The organism is Roseovarius sp. W115, assembly GCF_032842945.2.
Lineage (GTDB): Bacteria > Pseudomonadota > Alphaproteobacteria > Rhodobacterales > Rhodobacteraceae > Roseovarius > Roseovarius rhodophyticola.
Map to the genome: position 1 here is coordinate 214,004 of NZ_CP146606.1, position 20,059 is coordinate 234,062.

A 20,059-nucleotide genomic window follows, 5' to 3' on the forward strand; every position below is an offset into this window, starting at 1 on the left:
CCCTCTTTATTCTTTCACCAATATAGCCTCGACCTCGATGCGCTGGCCCGGATGGGTCAGACTGTCGAGAGGCAGGCCAACCGAGCCGGGGCCGGGTTTTTCGAACCAATCACTGCGCGTCTGGAGGTTGGAGTTGAACTCTTCCACCGTGCTCAGCACGTAGTACGAGTTGGTCTTGTGCACATCCTGCAACCGCCCGCCGAGGTCGCGCATGAGTGTGTCGATGCGGGCCATACTTTGCTCGGTCTGGGCGATGTGCTCGCCAGAGGCACCAACGGTGCCGTCGCTCTGGACGGTTGAGATCCCTCCAGCAAAGATCATGTCCTCGCAGGCAATCGCATGCCGCCACATGGCCGGGCCTGGTGCGGCGTCAAGCCCCGCGTGTTGTTTGGGCAGGGCATCACCATCCTCACCGCGCATGGCCCAGGCGCTGAGGGATATCTGCTTGCCCTCCGGATAAAGGCGCGGCAGTGGGATTGCCGTAAGAGCCGGTGCGGCCGCGCCAAAGCGGGATTTCAGAAGGGTCTGACAAGCAGCCCAATCGTCTTGGGACGCCCTCACGTCATAGAAGATATTGAGCCGCACTACATCCGCAAGCTCTGCATTCAGATCGGCGAGCACCGTCTCAAGCTGATCCAGAATGGCAGCACATTGGGCGCTCAGGTCGCCGGGGTGCAGCACCTCGCCGCCCGGCGCACGCGCCACCTGTTCACCAACATAGATCATGTGTTTGCACTTCACACCTTGCGCCAACGATCCGCCGGGGTGGTAAAACCCTTGCGGATCGGCGGAGGCGCGAGCAAACACCTCTCCGTTCTGGCCACGCATGGCATAGGTGCAGATCTCGACCAGCAATTCAGGCAGCACCAGCCGGTCAAACGGAACCATCTCCAACGTGGCCCCAATTAGGTCGGGCAACTGATCAAGAATGCTCTGGCGATAGGCATCCTCGTCCACATCACCTTTGTTCACGTAAGACACGCGCAGATTGGTGATGTCGCCTTCGTCACAATCGATATCCGCCAGAAGCTTGCGGATATGGCCGATGCTCACTGTGGTTTGCATGGCAAGATCGTCAGGGTGATCGAGGTCAAGCTGGGGGTTCAGAACGACCATATCGTTGGAGTGGATTGCCATGGTCCAAGGGTGATCCACGTCCAGTTCAAAGTTCTTCGGATTGAAATTCTTGCGCGGCATAAGCGCCTCCTATTCCGCGGGGCGGTTTTGCAATTGTCCGTTGAGATAGTGCAGCGCGCTGGTCACATGCAGCTCAACGCCGATGGCCAGCCCGTCCTCGTCGATGTCAAAGCTGGGGTGGTGATGCGGGAAGTCTGTCTTCTTCTCGGGGTTGGCGACGCCGACGAAATAGAATGTACCCGGCACCTCTTGGGAGAAGCGGCAGAAATCCTCTCCGATCATGGTGACATACGGCACAATCTTGTTGTCGGTCCCGGCAATCACATCCGTCGCCGCGCTGCGCACGATGGCGCTGATCTCGGCATCGTTGATCACGGCCGGGTCGTGGAAGGTCCATTCCAGCTGATACTCCATACGATGCGCTGCACATATGCCCGAAACGATCCGCTCGAACCGGTCGAGCAGATACTCCCCCGGTTCCTTTTTCGAATTGAACAGGCAACGCAATGTGCCTTGCAGTTCAACCTTGTCAGGGATGATGTTGGCCGCCGTTCCGGCATGTATCGACCCAAAGACAAGGGCGACCGCCTTGTGGGGGCTCAGCTCACGCGTCTGGATCGCCTGCAACTGTTGGATCACCCCGGCAGCCCCTAAAATCGGGTCAACCGCATCCTCCGGCACCGCCGTATGCCCGCCAAGGCCCTTGAGGGTGAGACGAAAGACATTAGCCTCGGCCATGACCGGGCCATCATCAGCAGAGATTGTGCCGATGCGCATCCCGGTCATCAGATGCGTGCCCATGACCGCATCGACACTCGGGTTCTGCATCACACCCGCCTCAACCATATCGAGCGCACAGCCGTTTTCCTCATTCGGCTGGAACACGAACTTCACATCGCCTTTCAGACTCTCGCGGTTCTCGGACAGGATTTTCGCCGCGATCATCATCATCGAAGTATGCCCGTCATGACCGCAGGCATGCATCACGCCAGGGGTCTTTGAAGCGAACTCGAGCCCTGTGGCTTCTTGAATAGGCAAGGCATCCATGTCGGCCCGCAGCATCAGCGTTTTGCCCGGTTGTCCACCTTTCAACAAGCCGATCACACCTGTGCCGCACATGCGCGAAACCTCCAGGCCCAGGCCCTTGAGATAGTCTTCAACGATGCCGGCAGTGCGATGCTCTTCCATCCCAAGTTCGGGATGCATGTGAAAGTCGCGTCGCAGGGCAATCAGCTCGTCTTCCAGCTCTTTCACGCGGGTTTTGATGTCAAAGGGCATGATGGTGTCCTTTCCGGCAATGTGTCATGTGCGCAGCGTTGCGACAGCGCGTCCGATCCGGTCGATGGCCCTGCGCAGCTCGTTATCCTCGACGGCGAAGGAGAGGCGCAGATAACCCTCCCCATTCTCGCCAAAAATAAGCCCTGGGATGGTGATCACCTGCTGTTCCTTGAGGATGTGATCGGCCAAGTCCCACGAGGACAGCCCCAGTGCCTTGATGTTGGGGAAAGCATAGAAGGTGCTTTCGGGCATGATGCACGAGATACCTTCGATGGCGTTGAGCCCGTCATGCACAATGTGCCGCCGCCGTTCGTAGGCTGCGGTCATCTGATGCACACAGTCTTGCGGGCCGGAAATCGCGGCCAAAGCTGCGCGTTGCGACACGGCCGTGACACCCGAAACCAGATGCTCCATCAGCTTTTCCATTTCGGCGATCACCTCAGACGTGCCCACCGCATAGCCCACGCGCCAGCCGGTCATGGCGTAGGTCTTGGACAGAGTGAAAGCGGTGATCGTGCGTTCCTTCATCCCTGGAAAGGCCGCGATACTGACGTGCTCACGACCATCAAACATCAGGTCCTCGTAAGGCTCATCCGAGAACACGAACAGATCATGCTCGATGGCGATATCAGCAACCTCCTGCATCAACGCGCGGCCAAATACGGCCCCGGTGGGGTTGGAGGGCGAGTTGATCACAATCAGCTTGGTCTTGTCGGTCAGCGCCGCGCGCAGGTCCGCCGGATCGAGCCGGAAGCCGTTTTCCTCTCGCAGTGACACCGCGACCGGCACACCGCCAAAAAGCCGGATTTGCGAGAAGTAATCATAGCCCGGGTCCATGATGATCACCTCATCACCCGGTTCGATGAAATTCAGCATGGTGTTGAATACCACCTGCATGGCCCCGACTGTGACCATGATCTCGGTCTCCGGATCGGCGATGACGCCGTTCTGGCGCTTCAGCTTCTCGGCAATCGCCTTGCGTACATCCAGAAAGCCCTGTGCAGGAGGATAGCGGGTGTAGCCTTCATCCAACGCGATCTTGGCTGCGCAAATAATATGGCCCGGGGTATCGAAGTCAGGCTGGCCGATTCCAAGATTGATCACATTGTCGTAGACGCTGGCCTTAGCGTGCATGTTCCTGATACCCGACCATTCGACCCGAGCGATTCGTTTTGTCATACTTTTGAATTTATTCACTTTTACAGCTCTTCACCCAATGAAAGGACGATAGTATATCAGTAATATGATAGCTCGTTTCTATAAGATATCGTAAATATTCTTCACGTTGTGTTCATACACCAGCGATGACCACCCACGGGGCACACCACATGGTTAACCAGAGGTGGCCAAGCCCACCAGATTGTTTCCTTTGCACAACAATGCCGAATTCCACAGCGGACAAAACTGGACTTCGGCGCGACGTCGAGCGGTAGTGTTCGTACCTTTGATGCCGCCCGGAAACACCGGGCTCCACTCAGTACCAGGTGAAGGTTTGGCCTTTGCTGAAAGAGTGGAGACAAAGACGACAATCGAGACCAAGCGTCGTCTGAAGCAAATCGCAGCCGGGAATCTCGTACCGACCGTTGCCAAACCCGGATCCCACCTGGTTCGGGAATGGAACGGGAAAACCTATCAGGTTGAAGTGATGGATAGTGGCTTCGTGATGGATGGCAAGACTTGGCGGTCTCTATCGGCCGTCGCCAGACACATCACCGGTGCCCGATGGTCTGGACCGGGCTTTTTCGGGGTGCAGTGATGCGCCGCATCCGTTGTGCCACATACATCCGCAAGAGTTCCGAATAGGGTTTGTAACAAGACTTCAGTTCGCTTGATGCCCAGCGTGAGGCCTTGAGGCCTATATCACGTGCCAGAGCCATGAAGGCTGGCAGGTGTTGCCGGATCATTGTAAAGACGAGGGTATCTCGGGCACTCACAATCAACATTTCTGAGAAATTGAGTTGTGCTGAATCATCAAGCTTAAACACCTTTGGGATATTTGGTTTTTCTTCTAGTTGTGTAGCCACCTCTCAGGCTGCATCGTTGATCAAATCGGCAGCTAGCATAAGCCGTACGTCCGATGTTTCGAAATCAACACAGTCCAATTCACAGTCGACTATCGCTCGAATTTCTTCACTGCTCAGTGGCGATAGAGCTGCCTCGAAGATTTGTTCAATGGTGTTCATTTTTAAAGCCTGCTTTCAAACAACTCGAGTAACTTCGATTGAAGTTCAGCGCTGAGGTATCCAAGCAGACGGGCCAAATTTACGCAAAAGCATGAATTGCCTAAATGTCCTTACTGAACATCATAAGTTCACGTCCGGTTTGAGTCCGAACCAGCCTTTGCCGCTATGCGCAATTTTCATCCTGCGCCGTGAAGATGCCTTGGGTTTGCCCTCGCGATGCCCACTTCCTTGTTCACGTAGACAAGTATGTCTGGAAATTACTGGGATCATCACACAGGTCCACACCTGAAGCCGAAGACAGAGGAACCCGAGGTACGCCGACGGTGCCACATCTGTCATGGATCGAGCTTGATGCACTGTCGTATCTGCTCGGGCAAGGGGAAGTCCTGAAAGGTCGCGACCTCAATGGGCGCGCTGTCTTCACTCAGTGCGAGGGGTGTTACGGCAGAAAAACGGTCCGCTGTACAACGTGTGCTGGATCGGGTTGGTTGTAATCAGTCGCAGCAGTTCCGAGCCCGACGTCCAGTGCTCAAATCTTATCGAAAACCAATCCCAGACAGGCCAAGGTTCATAACCGCTTCACCCGACCTCATAGCGCGCCTCATAGGTCACGGGAAAGTTCACCGAGCGCGCAATGAAGCAGGTTTTGTGGATTTCATGGTGGATAGCATCCGCCTTGGCCAGGTCCGTGCCGTCCGGCACAGTGATCACCGGGCGCAGTGTGGCACTGAGAAACCGGCCTGCGCCCGAGGGCAGGCTTTCCCCCACGGCCAGAGGGTCATCAACATATCCCTGCACGACGATGCCAGCGTCGCTGGCCAGATGCAGATACCAAAGCATGTGACAGGCGCTCAGTGAGGCAATCAGCAAATCTTCGGGGTTGTGCAGCGTTGGATCGCCCCCCAAAAGCGGGTCGTTGGAACAGTGCACCACTGGCTTGTTCGGGGTCTCGATGTTCCATGTGCGGTCATAGGCCCGATAGCTGGCAGTGCCCTGCCCGCGATTGCCGGTCCATGTCACGCGTGCGGTGTAGTCATGATTGGCCAAATTCGATCACCTCTGCTTCTGTGACCACCATGTTGAGAGGTTGATCCGTCGGCTCCAGCGGCAGATTTTCTGCCTCCTGCGCGCCATAGGCAAATCCAATCGCCAAGGTGCCACGTCTGGCGCGCAGCCGCTCCAGCGTACGGTCATAGAAGCCGCCGCCATAGCCCAACCTCCCACCATGCCGATCAAAGGCCACCAGTGGCACGATCAGGATTTCAGGCTCAAAAAAGTCATCCACGTCCGGAATTTGCGCGCCAAATGGCCCGTCTTTCAACGCACATCCCGGCTCCCACCTGGAGAAATCAAGCGGTTGTCCTTCGGCTTTGATCACCGGCACACCAACAGGGCCATGTGCCGCCACCTCGGCCATGGCGGGCAACGGGTCTATCTCTGTGCGAATGGGCATGTAACCCGCCAGTGGCACGCCGCGATATCCGGCCAAAACCTGCGACAACAGCCCCGCGGCACCAGGCGGTGCGGCCTCATGGGCCGCCTTGCGTCGCGCAAAGGCCGCCTTGCGGGCTTCGGCCTTGATGATTGCCAGGTCGTTCATAGCAGCACCATGGCGGCCAGCCCGAGAAAGGCAAAGAAACCAACGACATCCGTGACCGTCGTCACAAAGGCTCCTGAGGCAAGTGCGGGGTCAATTCCCATGCGTTCGAGCATGACGGGGATGACTGTTCCCGCAAGCCCGGCCATCACCATATTGATCACCATGGCGGCCCCGATGACATACCCAAGTTCCGGCCCGCCAAACCACAAAACGCCCACAATCCCCATCACCACCGCAAAGATCACGCCATTGACCAGCCCCACCAGCACCTCGCGCCGGATAAAACGCCAGACGTTGGACCCGGTGAGGTCCTTGGTGGCGATGGCGCGCACCGCAACCGTCAGGCTTTGGGTGCCGGCATTGCCGCCCATCGAGGCCACGATCGGCATCAGAACAGCCAGCGCCACGATCTGCGCAATGGCCGCTTCGAACTGGGCAATGACCAGAGACGCAAAGATGGCCGTGACAAGGTTCACCGCCAACCATGGAAACCGCCGCTTGGTGGTATCGATGACCCGATCACTCAGGGAGCCCTCCTCACTGACACCAGCCAGACGCAGAATGTCTTCTTCGTGTTCTTCATCCAGCACGGCCATGGCGTCGTCGATGGTAATCACACCCACCAAGCGCTCGTTTTCATCGACCACGGGGGCCGAGATCAGGTGATACTGATTAAACGCATAAGCCACGTCGCCCTCATCTTGCGCCACGGGAATGACGTGAAAGGTTTCTTCAACGATTGAGCTGAGCATGACTTCGCGGCGCGATGACATGAGTTTGCCCAAGGTCACATTTCCCACCGGTTTCAGGCGCGGATCGACCAGCGTCACGTGATAGAATTGATCCGGCAAATCCTCTTGATTGCGAATAAAATCAATAGCTTCTCCCACGTTCCAATGCTCAGGCGCCATGACCACTTCGCGCTGCATCAAACGGCCGGCAGAATATTCGGGATAGGTCAGCGATTGCTCAACCAGCGTGCGGTCACTGTCTTCGAGAACCTCAAGGATCGCTGCGGCCTGCCCCTCTTCGAGGTCTTCGACAAGGTCCACAACGTCGTCGGATTCCAGTTCCCGCACCGCCTCGGCCAGAACCTCGGGACGCAGAATCGAGATCACCTCTTCGCGAATGCTCTCGTCGAGCTCGGTCAGAACGTCACCGTCAAACTCGTGCCCGTAAAGCTCGATCAGGCGGCGGCGGTCAAAGGCGTTGATCTGTTCCAGAAGGTCGGCGATGTCAGCCGGGTGCAGCGGGTCAAGCTCGCCCCATAGCAATGCCTGATCGCTGATATCGACTGCGTACATGATGCGCGCCACGGCCTGACGGTCAAGCACATAGGCATCCTCGTCGCGCTCGGCCGTCTCTTCGATATCCTGCAGCTCTTCGGCCATGCGCGCCCTCTCCCTTTGCCGCAAGCTTTACGGAATGAGGGCGCGAAAAACAACGCCAAGTCGCGCATTTACGGCACATGCGGCTGTGCGTATCCTGTGTCCGGGGCCAAGTGCAGCAAAGGGACATCATGGCGGGCGCGCAAATCATCACAGGACATGTGCTGTGCTTTACCGCCTCGCCGTTTGAGGTGCCTGCGGCAGAGTCGGCTCGGATCGAAGAGGCGGTGCTTGTGCGCGATGGGTCTGTGGCGGATGTTGGGACGCTGGACAGCTTGCGTCAGGCCGCGCCAGAGGCCGAGATCCACCGATTTGACAAACATCTCATCTCGCCGGGATTTGTCGACGCGCATGTGCACTACCCACAGACGGCAATCATCGCATCCTGGGGCAAGCGGCTTTTGGATTGGTTGGAGCAGTACACTTTTCCCGAAGAGATGAAGTTCCAAGATCCGGACTATGCGCGTCAGATTGCGGTTCGGTACTTTGATCTGACGCTGGCCAATGGGACAACCACCGTGGCGAGCTTTTGCACCAGCCACCCGGCCAGCGTGGAGGCGTTTTTTGCCGAGGCGCAAGCGCGTGGACTGCGCGCCGTGGCCGGGAAAACCTGTATGGATTGCGGGGCGCCAAAGGGGCTTTGTGACACAGCGCAATCGGCTTATGACGACAGCAAAGCGCTGATTGAGCGTTGGCATGGGGCAGATCGGCTGAGCTATGCGATTACGCCCCGCTTTTCGCCCACATCCACGCCGGAGCAGCTCGAAGCGCTAGGGGCGTTGTGGGCCGCGCATCCGGACTGCCTCATGCAAACGCATCTATCGGAACAAAAGGAAGAAATTCTAAAGGTTGTGTCGCTTTTTCCAGAGGCTCGGGATTATCTGGACACCTACGAGGCACATGGGCTTCTGGGTGCGCGAGGCCTCTACGGTCATGCCATCCACCTGGAACCGCGCGAGCGGGCGCGTCTGGCCGAGGTCGGGGCGTCCGTCATCCATTGCCCGACGTCCAACACATTCATCGGCTCCGGTCTCTTTGACCTCACCGCACGGGTGGCCGATGGTATCCCCGTAGGTCTCGCCACGGACACCGGAGGCGGGTCTTCCTTTTCCATGCTCCGCACCATGGCCGCCGCCTACGAGATCGCCCAGCTTACCGGCACTGCGCTCCACCCCGCTCAACTCTGGTGGCTGGCCACAGCAGGATCTGCGCGGGCGCTGCATATGAGCGACAAGATCGGCACCGTCGCGCCCGGAATGGAGGCCGATCTGGTGGCCATTGAGCTGGCCTCAACGCCGGGGATTGCGCAACGAAACGCCCGGGCAGAAAATATCTGGGAAGCGGTTTTTCCAACGATCATGATGGGAGATGACCGGGCCGTGAAGGCAGTTTGGGTTGGGGGAGATAAGGTGCTCAAGCTGAACGCAAAGGGAAATGGGTGACGCAACTTGGGCACCCTGACCAAGCAGTGGTGTCGTCAGGACAAACCAACGCTCCTGTTGCTCCTCCACGCCGGTAAAAAAACGCGCCAAACAGATGTTGGCGCGCTGTTTGTTTTCAATGCCTTACGACGTTAAAGCGTTTCGCGTTAAATCTGGCTGACAGATGATCGCGAACCACTTTAGCTGCGCTGGCGTCGCTTCAAAACGCCAATCCCGAACAACCCCGACAAAAGCAACCACGCGCCTGCCGGTAGTGGCACCGGGCTGATTTGTGCCGTGAAAAGGAAATCGTTCGCTCCGCCAAGGTTCGAATAAGGATCAACCCAGCCGCGACCGACGAAGGTATCACTGGGGAACCCTGAATGGCCTCCAAGACGATGGCCATCGTCATCCAGTTCGAAATAGTAAGATCCATTCGACTTTGTACCCAGGACGAGCGACGTCATTCCGAGCGAAATGCTTCCTGCACCGGAGTTATTTTCGCTTCGAAACGCCCCATCGCCAAGATCAGTAAGGCCCGTAAAGGAATATACGATATCCCAAAGTTGACCGAACATGCCGTTACCAAGGCTTTCGCGCATGGTTCCGGATATTGTGGCTGTTCCATCTGAGTCGTTGTAGACGAGCGTTGCGTCGCCACCGTTCTCAAATGAGAAGACGCGGTCGTAGTAGTCCAGGCGCAATCCGTAGTCGAATGCCGAAAGGCCCCCATCTGGATGGTCAAATAAGTCATAAGTGAAGGTTGCTGCTTGTGAAGATGTCGCCGACAAACCCAATATCAGCGCAGCAGCCAGCTTTAGTGTTTTGAACATTTTGTTGATCCCCCAATCGTTACACATCAAGCAATTTGCACAGGGGTTTCTTAAAGCAAAAAACACGAAATAGCTAAAGCCCTTATACCGAAAACAATTAATTTACAGATGCTTAGGTAGATTTATTTATGGAGAAACCGAAACAGTGAATACTTCACTAAGAGCTTTGTCCCAAAAGCAAGGACAATTCGCAAAATCTGGCTGACACGTCTGAACGTCCTGTCTCGCAGAGACGAACAAGTGGATTGGTGCGGGTGAAGGGACTCGAACCCCCACGCCAAAGGCGCCAGAACCTAAATCTGGTGCGTCTACCAATTCCGCCACACCCGCATCGAGCCGCCTCTTAGCAAAGCCATGGCCGGGATGCGAGAGAAAATCGTTAAGGCCTGACAGGAATTTGACCGTGCAGAAAACGCGCGACATTTACGGAATCTTGCCATAATCTTGTGCAAAAAACAGGCAAGAACAGAGCGAGTGGGCCGATGACGGCAAATATGGTCAGCCAGGCTGAGACCGAAGACATATCTATTTCATTGCAACGCGTTGGGATTTTGCCGGGTGCCGTTGTCCTGACACTTGATGGGGAAACCTCTGTTGAGGCATTGCGCGCCGGGGCACGGGTGATCACACGCGATCAGGGGGCGGTTGTGCTGCGCGGCATCTCGCGGCAGTCGGTTGAAACCTATGCGGTGCGGATCCTAGCCGGGTCGTTGGGGCATACGCGCCCCGAGCGGGATGTCATCCTACCGGCGGAGCAACCCTTGCTCATTCGCGATTGGCGGGCTGAGGCGTTGTTCGGGGCATCACAGGCCATGATGCACGCACGACGGCTGGTTGATGGGGAGTTCGTGACCGACCTGGGCGAACGGTCTCTGACGCTCTACCGGCTAGAGTTCGACACGCCGCATGTGATTTATGCCGACGGGCTGGAGCTTGGCAGCGATCCAATGTCAGATGTGGTATCCAAGGCCAGTTAAGATTTAAACGCCCAAGGCCCGGAACACCTTCGGCAATTCCTCCGGCAGGTCCTCGGCAATAAGTCCAGGGCCGAAACTGAGCGCACATTCCACATGCAGCCAGATGGCAATTTCTGCCGCCTGCATCGGGGCAAGCCCGCGCGCCAGAAGTCCGGTGATGAAGCCAGCCAGCACATCGCCCGACCCGGCGGTGGCCAGCCAAGGGGCCGCGCGGTCGTATTGGGCGGAATTGATCGAACAGCGCCCATCCGGGGCTGCGATCACGGTGTCGGGGCCTTTGAAAAGCACCACGCAGCCTGCGCGCGCGGCGGCCTCTCGCGTGGCGTCCACCTTGGAATAGGCCGGGCCTTTGGTTGCAGGCGCTTTGAGTTTCTCGGCGATGTCCGGAAAGAGGCGGGCAAACTCACCAGCGTGTGGGGTGAGGACGCAACGCTGGTGGAGCATGGCAAATAGCGTTTCTGGATTGTCGGTATATGCCGTGAGAGCGTCGGCATCCAGCACGACAGATCGCAGCCCCGGACCTGATCCAGGGTCTCTTGGTTTGCCGGGACGTCCCGGCTCGGGAGCCGGGACAGAGAGTGCTTGGGGAACGAGGTCTTTCGCACGCTCAACGCCCAACCCCGGCCCGAGGCACAGCGCATTCAAACGGTCATCCTGCAGCACATTGGCCAACGCCGCTGCATCCTTAACCTGTTTGAGCATGATGGCGGTGATCTGGCTCGCCACTTCCTGTTGCGCCGCAGGCGGCACGCCCAGGGTGACCAGCCCTGCCCCGATGCGAAGTGCTCCTCTGGCACCAAGACGTGCCGCGCCAGTGTGACCGGGGCCGCCAGAAAGGATGAGGGCGTGGCCGTGGGTGTATTTGTGGCTACTGCTGGATTTTCGGAGTGCTTCTTTCATGGCGGTTGAGCCGGAGACAACACGTGCTTCTCTATACATTTATGCCTCCGGCGGGGATATTTGCGGCAAGAAGAAAGTCACAGGCCGATGTCCTTTACTACGGTTTTGCCGCAAAAGTCGGGGCCAAAGTTGCTTTCATGACCAACTTTTTTCTTGTGAAATGTCACCGTTAGGTCCACGACGAAAATGCTGCAGTCCTCAGCGGGATCAAGTCCGGTATCGCCATTCAAACCACTCGGAACGTCAATCGCAACGGCGCGTTTTGGCCGTGGCCCACCGTAAAGGACAGCGATCTCTTCCCAGATTTCATCTGGTACTGGCCGATTTAGTCCTATTCCAAAAAGTGAATCCACAAGAAGATCTGCACTTCCCGCAATAGAAACCAAGTTTGGCCCCCATGCATTGGTCTTGCCGTCCCACCGCTCATAATTCACCTTTGCATCCGGCGGCAGTTTATCCGGATCGCCGTAGAGAAACACCTCCACCTCCCAGCCCCACTCTTTCAAAAGCCGTGCGACGACAAACCCGTCGCCACCGTTGTTTCCCGGCCCGCAGAGAACAACGGCCCGGTGCGGGGCTTTGGCCAGTTCCGGCCACTCCTCGAACACCGCATCAACCACGCCGCGCCCGGCGCGTTCCATCAGCTCAAGGCCGGTCACTTCTCCCGACTCAATCGCGGCCTGTTCGATGGCGCGCATTTGGGCTGCTGTGAGCAATTCGGTCATCTCTCTCCTGTCCCTCGATTCAATTTCGCCCACTTCGTGGGCAATGTGCCTAAATTTTGGGCATTTATAGTTTCACACCCTTCGTGCGCTGGCCACAGCATCCTATCCGATTGTTCCCCTGAAACAGAAGTGGTCTGCACTTCTGCGAAAGTAAGTCGGAGGAGACGACCATGAAAAAGATCGAAGCCATCATCAAGCCGTTTAAGCTCGATGAAGTGAAGGAAGCGCTTCAGGATGTGGGCGTTCAGGGACTCTCGGTGATCGAAGTCAAAGGGTTTGGCCGTCAGAAAGGTCACACCGAGCTTTATCGCGGCGCTGAGTACGTGGTCGACTTCCTGCCCAAGGTCAAAATTGACGTGGTTCTGGACGATGATCAGGTGGACGCCGCCATTGAAGCCATCGTGGAGGCCGCCAAGACCGACAAAATCGGCGACGGCAAGATTTTCGTCAGCCCGATTGAACAAGCCATTCGCATCCGCACCAGCGAGACCGGTTCGGACGCACTGTAACATCACTCCAAAACAGCAAGGGGATTTAGGACCATGAGCGCAAAAGACTTGCTCAAGACGATCAAGGACGAGGATGTCGAGTATGTTGACATTCGTTTCACTGACCCACGGGGCAAACTGCAGCATGTGACGGTTATGGCCGATCAGGTCGATGAGGACTTCCTCGACGAAGGGTTCATGTTTGACGGATCCAGCATCGCAGGCTGGAAATCGATTGAAGCCTCGGACATGAAGCTGATGCCTGACACCAATTCGGGTTACATTGATCCCTTCTATGCCGAGAAGACCATGTGCGTGCATTGTTCCGTGGTCGAGCCAGATACAGGCGAAGCTTATGAGCGCGACCCGCGCGGTACGGCGCAAAAGGCTGAGGCCTACCTGAAATCCTCAGGCATTGGTGATGTGTCCTACTGGGGTCCGGAAGCCGAATTCTTCTTGTTTGACGACGTGCGCTTCTCAACGTCGATCAACAAGGTGTCTTATGAGGTCGACGCGCTGGATGCGTCCTGGAACACTGACACCGAGTATGAGATGGGCAATATGGGTCATCGTCCCGGCGTCAAGGGCGGGTATTTCCCGGTGAACCCAATTGACGACGCACAGGACATCCGCTCTGAAATGCTTTCGACCATGAAGCGTCTGGGCATGAAAGTCGACAAGCACCACCACGAGGTGGCCAGCTGTCAGCACGAGCTGGGCCTGATCTTTGGCTCGCTCACTGAGCAAGCCGATGAGCTCCAGAAATACAAGTACGTCATTCACAATGTCGCCCAAGCCTATGGCAAGTCGGCGACCTTCATGCCCAAGCCCATCGCGGGCGACAACGGCACGGGCATGCACTGCAACATGTCGATCTGGAAAGATGGCAAACCTCTGTTTGCAGGCGACAAATATGCTGACCTCAGCCAGGAAGCGCTCTACTTCATTGGCGGCATCCTGAAGCACGCCAAGGCGCTGAACGCCTTCACCAACCCATCGACCAACAGCTACAAACGCCTGATCCCAGGCTTTGAAGCACCGGTTCTGCGGGCCTACTCCGCGCGTAACCGGTCAGGCTGTGTGCGCATTCCATGGACGGAAAGCCCCAAGGCCAAGCGCGTCGAGGCGCGGTTCCCGGATCCATCCGCCAACCCATACCTGTGCTTTGCGGCACTGCTCATGGCCGGGCTTGACGGCATCAACAACAAGATCGATCCAGGCGAGGCAATGGACAAGAACCTCTACGATCTGCCTGCCGAAGAGCTTGAAGGCATTCCAACAGTCTGTGGCTCTTTGCGTGAGGCGATTGACGAGCTCCGGGCAGATCATGCCTTCCTGCTGGCCGGTGACGTCTTCACGACAAGCCAAATCGAGGGCTACATCGAGCTCAAGATGGAAGAAATCGAGGCGTACGAACACACGCCGCACCCGATGGAATTCCAGATGTATTACAGCTGCTAAGCGGCTCTGGGATATCTCCCTGCTGGGCGCCCGTCTTGGGCGCCCTTTTTTTGCGCAGTTCGGGCGAGTTTTCAAAAGTCGTTGTCAGGTCAGGCGAGCAGGTTAAACTGCGCCAGTCTTTTATAAGTACCGGAGAAATTTCATGCTGCCTTCTTTCAAATCGCTTGCTTTGGGTTTTGGTCTATCACTCGGCGCGACGGCTGCGCTGGCCGCGCAATGCGGAAACACCTCAGCAGGGTTTGACGCGTGGAAGGCGGCCTTTGCACAAGAGGCCAAGTCGGCCGGTGTGGGGCAACGTGGCCTTCAGGCGCTGGCTCAGGCGCAATACGCCAAGCGCACCATTGCCGCGGACCGCAATCAGAAGAGCTTCAAGTACAGTCTTGAGAAGTTCATGCAGGTGCGCGGTGCGAATGCGATCATCTCAAAGGGGCGCAAACGCAAAGCGCAAAATGCGGCGTACTTCCAGGCCATTGAGCAGCAATATGGCGTGCCAGCCGGTGTGATCCTGGCAATTCACGGCATGGAAACCGGCTTTGGCGGCTTTATGGGCGACAGTTCGGTCGTCTCAGCCATTGTGACGCTCAGTTTTGATTGCCGTCGGTCTGATTTTTTCAAACCACATGCCATTGGTGCTTTGAAACTGGTCGATCGCGGCAGCATAACCGGATCGACCAAGGGCGCGAAACATGGCGAGTTGGGGCACACACAGTTCCTGCCAGGCAATGCGCTGAAATACGGCGTGGATGGCAATGGTGACGGGCGCGTGGACTTTTACAACCAGACGGATGCCCTTGTTTCTACTGCAAACTTTTTGCGTCAGAAGGGCTGGAAACCCGGTCAGGGATATCAGCCGGGGCAACCCAATTTCCGTGCAATTCAGGCCTGGAACGCGGCTGGCGTGTATCAAAAAGCCATTGCGATCATGGCCGCAAAGATTGACGGCTGAAGCGTCAACAGACTGTTTCCTGATGAGGCGCATTATTGCCCGGAAAAGCCATATTTGGCGGCGTTTCCCGGAGCAAAGGTCATGAAGAGGTCAAATTCTTATCCCATCACCGGCGCAGTTTTGGGGAAAACTATTTGTGTAAATTTGTTCGTAGATAAGGGTATTCATGCAAAGCCAGGATCACGGGGCGATAGTAGCGTTTGGATATCGTAGCGCTGAAATTCCAGCGGTGCGTGCCATCGCATCGCGTGTTCAAAAAGCCATGCAGGTGGCCGATGACAGCCCTGCGACAGTCACCTGGGATGGAGAGCAAATCGCCATTCTGGATCATGTTGGTGTGCGCGTGGCTGTTGGACGGCAAGACGCTTCGGTCAAGGGGTATTGCAGCCATTTGGTCATGGCCGTGGGCAATGCCCCAGATATGGAAGGGGCAAGACCCAATCGCAAAACCCACTCAAAACGCGCCGATCGGCTGGCAGCTTGGGTGGAACAGGCCATGCCCTATGACACCATCCTGCGGGCCGAGACGCCCGAAGATGTGGATGGCAAACTGGTGCGCAGTTTCCTGGAACTTCTAGATCATGCTGAAGGCATGATGCCGTCCGAGAAAACCTTTGATACACAAACGATTGTTGACCGCTCTTCAGCCGTTGATGCATCCGTAATCGACCCACCGCCGGTGGGTCACGACGCGCCAGTGCCAAAGCCCGTGCGCGACCGTTTTGACCCCAGCGGCATCATCGAAGTTGAGGATCTCGAAAAGCCTCTCCGCGAAACGCCGCAGTGGCTTCAGGACCAAGCAGAACCAACAGAGCCCTTGCGCCTAACCGTACATACGATGGCATTGTCGTTAATGCTCTACAGCGCACCGCTTGGGGCGTTTTTGTTCACCTATTCCATGCTGCGCGACATCACCAAAAAGAAAGGCGAGGAAACCGCTTAAGTCCTAACGCTTTAGGGGCTGGCTTCCATTCCTGTCTGCGCCCCTTTTGCGATCACGAATGTATGGATCGAAAACACACAAGCCCGCGTTTTCGGCAGACGCAGAATACACTGCCGCTCTGATCGGAAGAACGGAAACACTTCTGCATGCAGACCCTTATACTCACCATGACGGCGCTCCGGCTGAAATAGAACCGGGTCTTCATAGTGCAAAGCATTGAAGCGCCATAATGGACGCTCTGGTTGAACCCCATCAAAAAGCCGCTGGACCCTTTGGGCGATGCTTTCATCATAATCGGGCACCGGATCGTGGATCAGGGTCAGCGGTCGGCCGACCTTTTCTGACAAATACCAATTGGCCGGAAAGCAAAGCGCTGCGGCTGTGAGAACATGCTCTTCGCCTTGTTTTAGCATCAGGCACATGTCTTCCTGCACCAACCGCCCCAGCGTGACCATCGGCTGGTTCCGCTCGACGGGCACCAAGACACCATCAGGACGTGTCACATGTGCAGCTTCGATTTGGTAGTTTGTGCCGTGACTGCCAAGCCAAGTCAGGACAGTCTCCAAGAGCTCCAGCGCACTCTCTTCGCTGCCGTTTTGCATGGCAATGACGTCATCGCGGCGCGTCATGATCAATTCGTCGCGCAAGGCCATTTGCCCGGCAAAGGCGTCATCCTGTATGATCCAGTCGCGCATCTCAAGCGGCGCTGTGCCCGGCAAGGATTTGGACGACACGTCATACGGGATCTTGTCTTGCAGGATTGGGCTCATCTTGGCTCTGAGCCTCGATGATAGTGGCTGGTCATGCAATAGTCTTTGCGTGGGCCTTTCACATGCCACTCAGCCGTCCAATGCGGCCATTGGCCAAAGTCATAGCGCACTTTGTACATATCCGGATCGCACCAATGTTCGGCTTGCGCCGGACCCTTGGTAATGTGATGAAACGGCCGCCTGTCCTCAAAGAAAACCTCTAGCTGACCGCCCTCGCTCGCCGACCAGACATAATCTCGCTCAGCGCGCATGCTTTGCCCGCTGGCCAGCCGCAATTCGCCGCTCTCGTGATACCGCAGGTCGTCTCCATCAGGCGTAAAGACAGCGCGTCCCTCAAACTGCGCCGTGGCGCCGTCGGCATGGGCTATTTGGCGTGTGATGTGCCATTTACCGATGAAATCCTGCAATCGGGGAAACAACTGCCCGCTCCTGCCTTGCTGCGCCTTTCCCAACGGTCTAAACCGCGCGCAACCACACATGCAATTCCAAAGGTCTGCACACTATGATCCCTCGCTATTCCCGCCCCGATATGGTCGCCATCTGGGAACCGGCCACAAAGTTCCGCATCTGGTACGAGATCGAGGCGCATGCCTGTGACGCGATGGCGAATCTTGGGGTAATACCGCGCGAGAATGCCGAGGCCGTATGGAAGGCCAAAGATGTCGAATTCGATGTGGCCCGCATTGATGAAATCGAGGCCGTCACCAAGCATGACGTGATCGCCTTTCTGACCCATCTGGCCGAACATGTGGGATCCGAGGAGGCCCGCTTTGTGCATCAGGGCATGACGAGCTCGGATGTGCTGGATACCTGCCTCAACGTGCAGCTGGTCCGTGCCGCTGACATCCTTCTTGCAGATATGGACGATCTATTGGCCGCGCTGAAGCGCCGGGCGTTTGAACATAAAGATACCCTGCGCGTGGGGCGCAGCCATGGCATTCATGCTGAACCAACCACCATGGGTCTGACCTTTGCCCGGTTCTATGCCGAGATGGATCGTAACAAGAACCGCTTGGAAAAAGCCCGTTTTGAAATCGCCACAGGCGCGATTTCCGGCGCTGTGGGCACCTTCGCAAACATTGACCCGGCGGTTGAGGAACATGTGTGTGAAAAGCTGGGCTTGCGCGCCGAGCCGATCAGCACGCAAGTCATCCCGCGCGATCGTCACGCGATGTTCTTTGCGACTTTGGGTGTAATCGCGTCCTCCATCGAGAACATTGCCGTTGAGATCCGTCACATGCAGCGCACCGAGGTTCTGGAGGGCGCAGAGTTCTTCTCAATGGGGCAAAAAGGCTCGTCCGCCATGCCGCACAAGAAAAACCCGGTTCTGACCGAGAACCTGACTGGGTTGGCGCGGCTAGTTCGTATGGCTGTGGTCCCAGCGATGGAAAACGTGGCGCTCTGGCATGAGCGTGACATCTCGCACAGCTCAGTTGAACGCATGATTGGCCCAGATGCCACCGTCACCCTCGATTTTGCGCTCGCCCGGCTGACCAGTGTGATCGACAAGATGCTGATCTTTCCCGAGAATATGCTTGATAACATGAACAAGTTCCCCGGACTGGTCATGTCCCAGCGCGTGCTCCTGGCCCTGACCCAAGCCGGTGTGAGTCGCGAAGATGCCTATGCCATGGTGCAGCGCAACGCGCTCAAGGTCTGGGAACACCGCACGGATTTCAAAGAAGAGCTTTTGGCCGATGCGGAGGTATGCGCGGCGCTATCTGTCGAAGAGATCGAGGAAAAGTTCGACATGGGCTACCACACCAAACATGTCGACACGATTTTCAAACGCGTGTTCGGTGAACGCTGAACCACCGCACCCAACGCGGCGATAAATCCTGAAATTTAGGGAATTTTAATCCTTATTTAGGGTTTTGTTTCCGCCTTGTTCCTATTCTGCGTCAAATTGAACAAATAGAGAACATCATGGGTGACCACACGCTTGCGCGGCTCTCCGCCCCGGCACCGGCTTCCGCGCGCCTGACCAGACGGCAAAAAGCTGCAATCATTGTACGGTTCCTTCTGAAAGAGGGGGCCGACATTTCGCTATCAGACCTGCCAGACGACATGCAGGCGCAGCTGACCACGCAAATGGGCTCGATGCGCTATGTGGATCGCGGCACTCTCGCTGATGTTGTGGCTGAGTTTGCCGGAGAGCTTGAAGCGATGGGACTGACCTTTCCCAAGGGTGTGGCGGGGGCGCTCAACACGCTTGATGGGCGGATCAGCCCCCAAACGGCTGCGCGATTGAAAAAGGAAGCGGGCGTGCGCCAGTTTGGAGATCCTTGGGAACAAGTGCGCAACGCAGAAACCGAGGCTCTGTTGAACATTGTACAAACAGAGAGTGTTGAGGTTTCTGCGGTGCTACTCTCAAAGCTTGACGTGATGCGCGCCGCTGAGTTGATGGGCGAACTGCCCGGCCAAACGGCCCGGCGCGTGGCGTTAGCCATGTGCCAAACCGGGGCGGTGACCCCAGATGCCGTAGACCGGATCGGCCTGTCACTGGCCGCGCAACTGCACAATGTGCCGGAAACCGCCTTTGACGAGGGTCCGGTAGAACGGGTCGGCGCGATCTTGAACTATTCAACATCCCTGACCCGTGACGATGTGCTGACCGGGCTTGACGAGGAAGACGAAGGGTTTGCCGCCCTTGTGCGCAAGGCGATCTTTACCTTCGCCAACATCCCTGAGCGCCTGAGCCCCATTGATGTCCCAAAGGTGACCCGCGATGTCGATCAGGCCATCCTGGTCATGGCGTTGGCGACGGCGACCAAGGCCGAAGACACGCTGCCTGCAGCAGAGTTCATTCTGGAAAACCTTTCCAAACGCATGGCCGAATCTCTTCGAGAGGAAATAGCAGAACAGGGCAGCATAAAACAAAAGGATGGCGAAGCGGCCATGACGCAGGTCATCAATGCCATCCGGCAGCTGGAAGCGAACGGAGAAATCACCCTGGAAATCCCCGAAGAGGAAGACCAAGACGCAGGTTAAGCCATTGATCGTGACGCG

The 20,059-nt window shown here is 56.9% G+C and carries 20 protein-coding genes and 1 tRNA gene; 9 read left to right on the forward strand and 12 right to left on the reverse strand.

Translation table 11 applies throughout. The features are described 5' to 3' along the window. Positions 1 to 6 precede the first annotated feature (6 nt). From RZS32_RS01120 to RZS32_RS01130, 3 genes are read right to left on the reverse strand one after another with little or no spacing between them, the layout of a single operon-like run. Positions 7 to 1,197 (reverse strand): RidA family protein, encoded by a 1,191-nt coding sequence (locus RZS32_RS01120; RefSeq protein ID WP_317055202.1) that lies wholly within the window; start codon positions 1,195 to 1,197, stop codon positions 7 to 9. Positions 1,198 to 1,206: 9 nt separating this feature from the next. Then, positions 1,207 to 2,415: a M20 metallopeptidase family protein gene (locus RZS32_RS01125; RefSeq protein ID WP_317055203.1), complete on the reverse strand. Its 1,209-nt coding sequence runs from the start codon at positions 2,413 to 2,415 to the stop codon at positions 1,207 to 1,209. A gap of 24 nt (positions 2,416 to 2,439) precedes the next feature. Further along, a complete protein-coding gene (locus tag RZS32_RS01130; RefSeq protein WP_317055204.1) occupies positions 2,440 to 3,594 on the reverse strand; it encodes a pyridoxal phosphate-dependent aminotransferase in 1,155 nt (384 codons plus the stop codon). Between the two features lie 163 nt (positions 3,595 to 3,757). On the opposite strand from RZS32_RS01130, the gene RZS32_RS01135 reads away from it, so the two are divergent. Beyond that, on the forward strand, positions 3,758 to 4,171 hold the full coding sequence (locus tag RZS32_RS01135) for a DUF2924 domain-containing protein (RefSeq protein WP_317055205.1): 414 nt from the start codon (positions 3,758 to 3,760) through the stop codon (positions 4,169 to 4,171). A gap of 1,006 nt (positions 4,172 to 5,177) precedes the next feature. On the opposite strand, the gene RZS32_RS01140 is transcribed toward RZS32_RS01135, so the two are convergent. Genes RZS32_RS01140 through mgtE form a run of 3 tightly spaced genes read right to left on the reverse strand, consistent with a single transcriptional unit; the run spans position 5,178 to position 7,589 of the window. Continuing rightward, positions 5,178 to 5,645 carry an OsmC family protein gene (locus RZS32_RS01140; protein WP_317055206.1) on the reverse strand — a complete coding sequence of 156 codons (468 nt, stop codon included), beginning with the start codon at positions 5,643 to 5,645 and terminating at the stop codon, positions 5,178 to 5,180. Further along, positions 5,632 to 6,198: a 5-formyltetrahydrofolate cyclo-ligase gene (locus RZS32_RS01145; RefSeq protein WP_317055207.1), complete on the reverse strand. Its 567-nt coding sequence runs from the start codon at positions 6,196 to 6,198 to the stop codon at positions 5,632 to 5,634. Before RZS32_RS01145 ends, RZS32_RS01140 begins: the two co-directional genes overlap by 14 nt. After that, positions 6,195 to 7,589: a magnesium transporter gene (gene mgtE / locus RZS32_RS01150; RefSeq protein WP_317055208.1), complete on the reverse strand. Its 1,395-nt coding sequence runs from the start codon at positions 7,587 to 7,589 to the stop codon at positions 6,195 to 6,197. The genes RZS32_RS01145 and mgtE overlap by 4 nt, the downstream gene beginning before the upstream one ends. A gap of 128 nt (positions 7,590 to 7,717) precedes the next feature. Between mgtE and guaD the strand changes: the two genes are divergently transcribed. After that, positions 7,718 to 9,028 carry a guanine deaminase gene (gene guaD / locus RZS32_RS01155; RefSeq protein WP_317055209.1) on the forward strand — a complete coding sequence of 437 codons (1,311 nt, stop codon included), beginning with the start codon at positions 7,718 to 7,720 and terminating at the stop codon, positions 9,026 to 9,028. A gap of 179 nt (positions 9,029 to 9,207) precedes the next feature. Here the strand turns inward: guaD and RZS32_RS01160 are convergent, their stop codons facing one another. Continuing rightward, a complete protein-coding gene (locus RZS32_RS01160; RefSeq protein ID WP_317055210.1) occupies positions 9,208 to 9,840 on the reverse strand; it encodes a VPLPA-CTERM sorting domain-containing protein in 633 nt (210 codons plus the stop codon). A 246-nt stretch (positions 9,841 to 10,086) separates the two neighbouring features. Next, a tRNA-Leu gene (locus tag RZS32_RS01165) sits at positions 10,087 to 10,170 on the reverse strand. Between the two features lie 152 nt (positions 10,171 to 10,322). On the opposite strand from RZS32_RS01165, the gene RZS32_RS01170 reads away from it, so the two are divergent. Further along, a complete protein-coding gene (locus tag RZS32_RS01170; RefSeq protein ID WP_317055211.1) occupies positions 10,323 to 10,817 on the forward strand; it encodes a Hint domain-containing protein in 495 nt (164 codons plus the stop codon). 3 nt (positions 10,818 to 10,820) lie between these two features. Here RZS32_RS01170 and RZS32_RS01175 read toward each other — a convergent pair whose 3' ends face one another. Together RZS32_RS01175 and RZS32_RS01180 are read right to left on the reverse strand one after the other, a co-directional pair. Beyond that, on the reverse strand, positions 10,821 to 11,756 hold the full coding sequence (locus tag RZS32_RS01175; RefSeq protein ID WP_317055212.1) for an NAD(P)H-hydrate dehydratase: 936 nt from the start codon (positions 11,754 to 11,756) through the stop codon (positions 10,821 to 10,823). Positions 11,757 to 11,794: 38 nt separating this feature from the next. Next, positions 11,795 to 12,442, reverse strand: coding sequence for an NAD(P)H-hydrate epimerase (locus RZS32_RS01180; RefSeq protein ID WP_317055213.1), 648 nt, complete (start codon positions 12,440 to 12,442; stop codon positions 11,795 to 11,797). Between the two features lie 170 nt (positions 12,443 to 12,612). On the opposite strand from RZS32_RS01180, the gene RZS32_RS01185 reads away from it, so the two are divergent. The 4 genes from RZS32_RS01185 to RZS32_RS01200 all read left to right on the forward strand — a co-directional run bounded on the left by RZS32_RS01185 (position 12,613) and on the right by RZS32_RS01200 (position 16,280). Further along, positions 12,613 to 12,951, forward strand: coding sequence for a P-II family nitrogen regulator (locus RZS32_RS01185; protein WP_317055214.1), 339 nt, complete (start codon positions 12,613 to 12,615; stop codon positions 12,949 to 12,951). Between the two features lie 33 nt (positions 12,952 to 12,984). After that, complete coding sequence (gene glnA, locus RZS32_RS01190; protein ID WP_317055215.1) at positions 12,985 to 14,391, forward strand: type I glutamate--ammonia ligase; 1,407 nt, start codon at positions 12,985 to 12,987, stop codon at positions 14,389 to 14,391. Positions 14,392 to 14,533: 142 nt separating this feature from the next. Beyond that, positions 14,534 to 15,337, forward strand: coding sequence for a lytic murein transglycosylase (locus tag RZS32_RS01195; protein ID WP_317055216.1), 804 nt, complete (start codon positions 14,534 to 14,536; stop codon positions 15,335 to 15,337). A gap of 166 nt (positions 15,338 to 15,503) precedes the next feature. Next, complete coding sequence (locus tag RZS32_RS01200) at positions 15,504 to 16,280, forward strand: hypothetical protein (protein WP_317055217.1); 777 nt, start codon at positions 15,504 to 15,506, stop codon at positions 16,278 to 16,280. Between the two features lie 11 nt (positions 16,281 to 16,291). Here the strand turns inward: RZS32_RS01200 and RZS32_RS01205 are convergent, their stop codons facing one another. Beyond that, positions 16,292 to 17,050 (reverse strand): heme-dependent oxidative N-demethylase family protein, encoded by a 759-nt coding sequence (locus tag RZS32_RS01205; RefSeq protein ID WP_317055218.1) that lies wholly within the window; start codon positions 17,048 to 17,050, stop codon positions 16,292 to 16,294. Next, on the reverse strand, positions 17,047 to 17,469 hold the full coding sequence (locus RZS32_RS01210; protein WP_317055219.1) for a DUF6314 family protein: 423 nt from the start codon (positions 17,467 to 17,469) through the stop codon (positions 17,047 to 17,049). Before RZS32_RS01210 ends, RZS32_RS01205 begins: the two co-directional genes overlap by 4 nt. A gap of 83 nt (positions 17,470 to 17,552) precedes the next feature. Here RZS32_RS01210 and purB point away from each other — a divergent pair, with 83 nt between their 5' ends. Together purB and RZS32_RS01220 are read left to right on the forward strand one after the other, a co-directional pair. Next, positions 17,553 to 18,860 carry an adenylosuccinate lyase gene (purB, locus tag RZS32_RS01215; protein ID WP_317055220.1) on the forward strand — a complete coding sequence of 436 codons (1,308 nt, stop codon included), beginning with the start codon at positions 17,553 to 17,555 and terminating at the stop codon, positions 18,858 to 18,860. Between the two features lie 116 nt (positions 18,861 to 18,976). Beyond that, positions 18,977 to 20,041 carry a flagellar motor switch protein FliG gene (locus RZS32_RS01220; protein WP_317055221.1) on the forward strand — a complete coding sequence of 355 codons (1,065 nt, stop codon included), beginning with the start codon at positions 18,977 to 18,979 and terminating at the stop codon, positions 20,039 to 20,041. Positions 20,042 to 20,059: the final 18 nt, after the last annotated feature.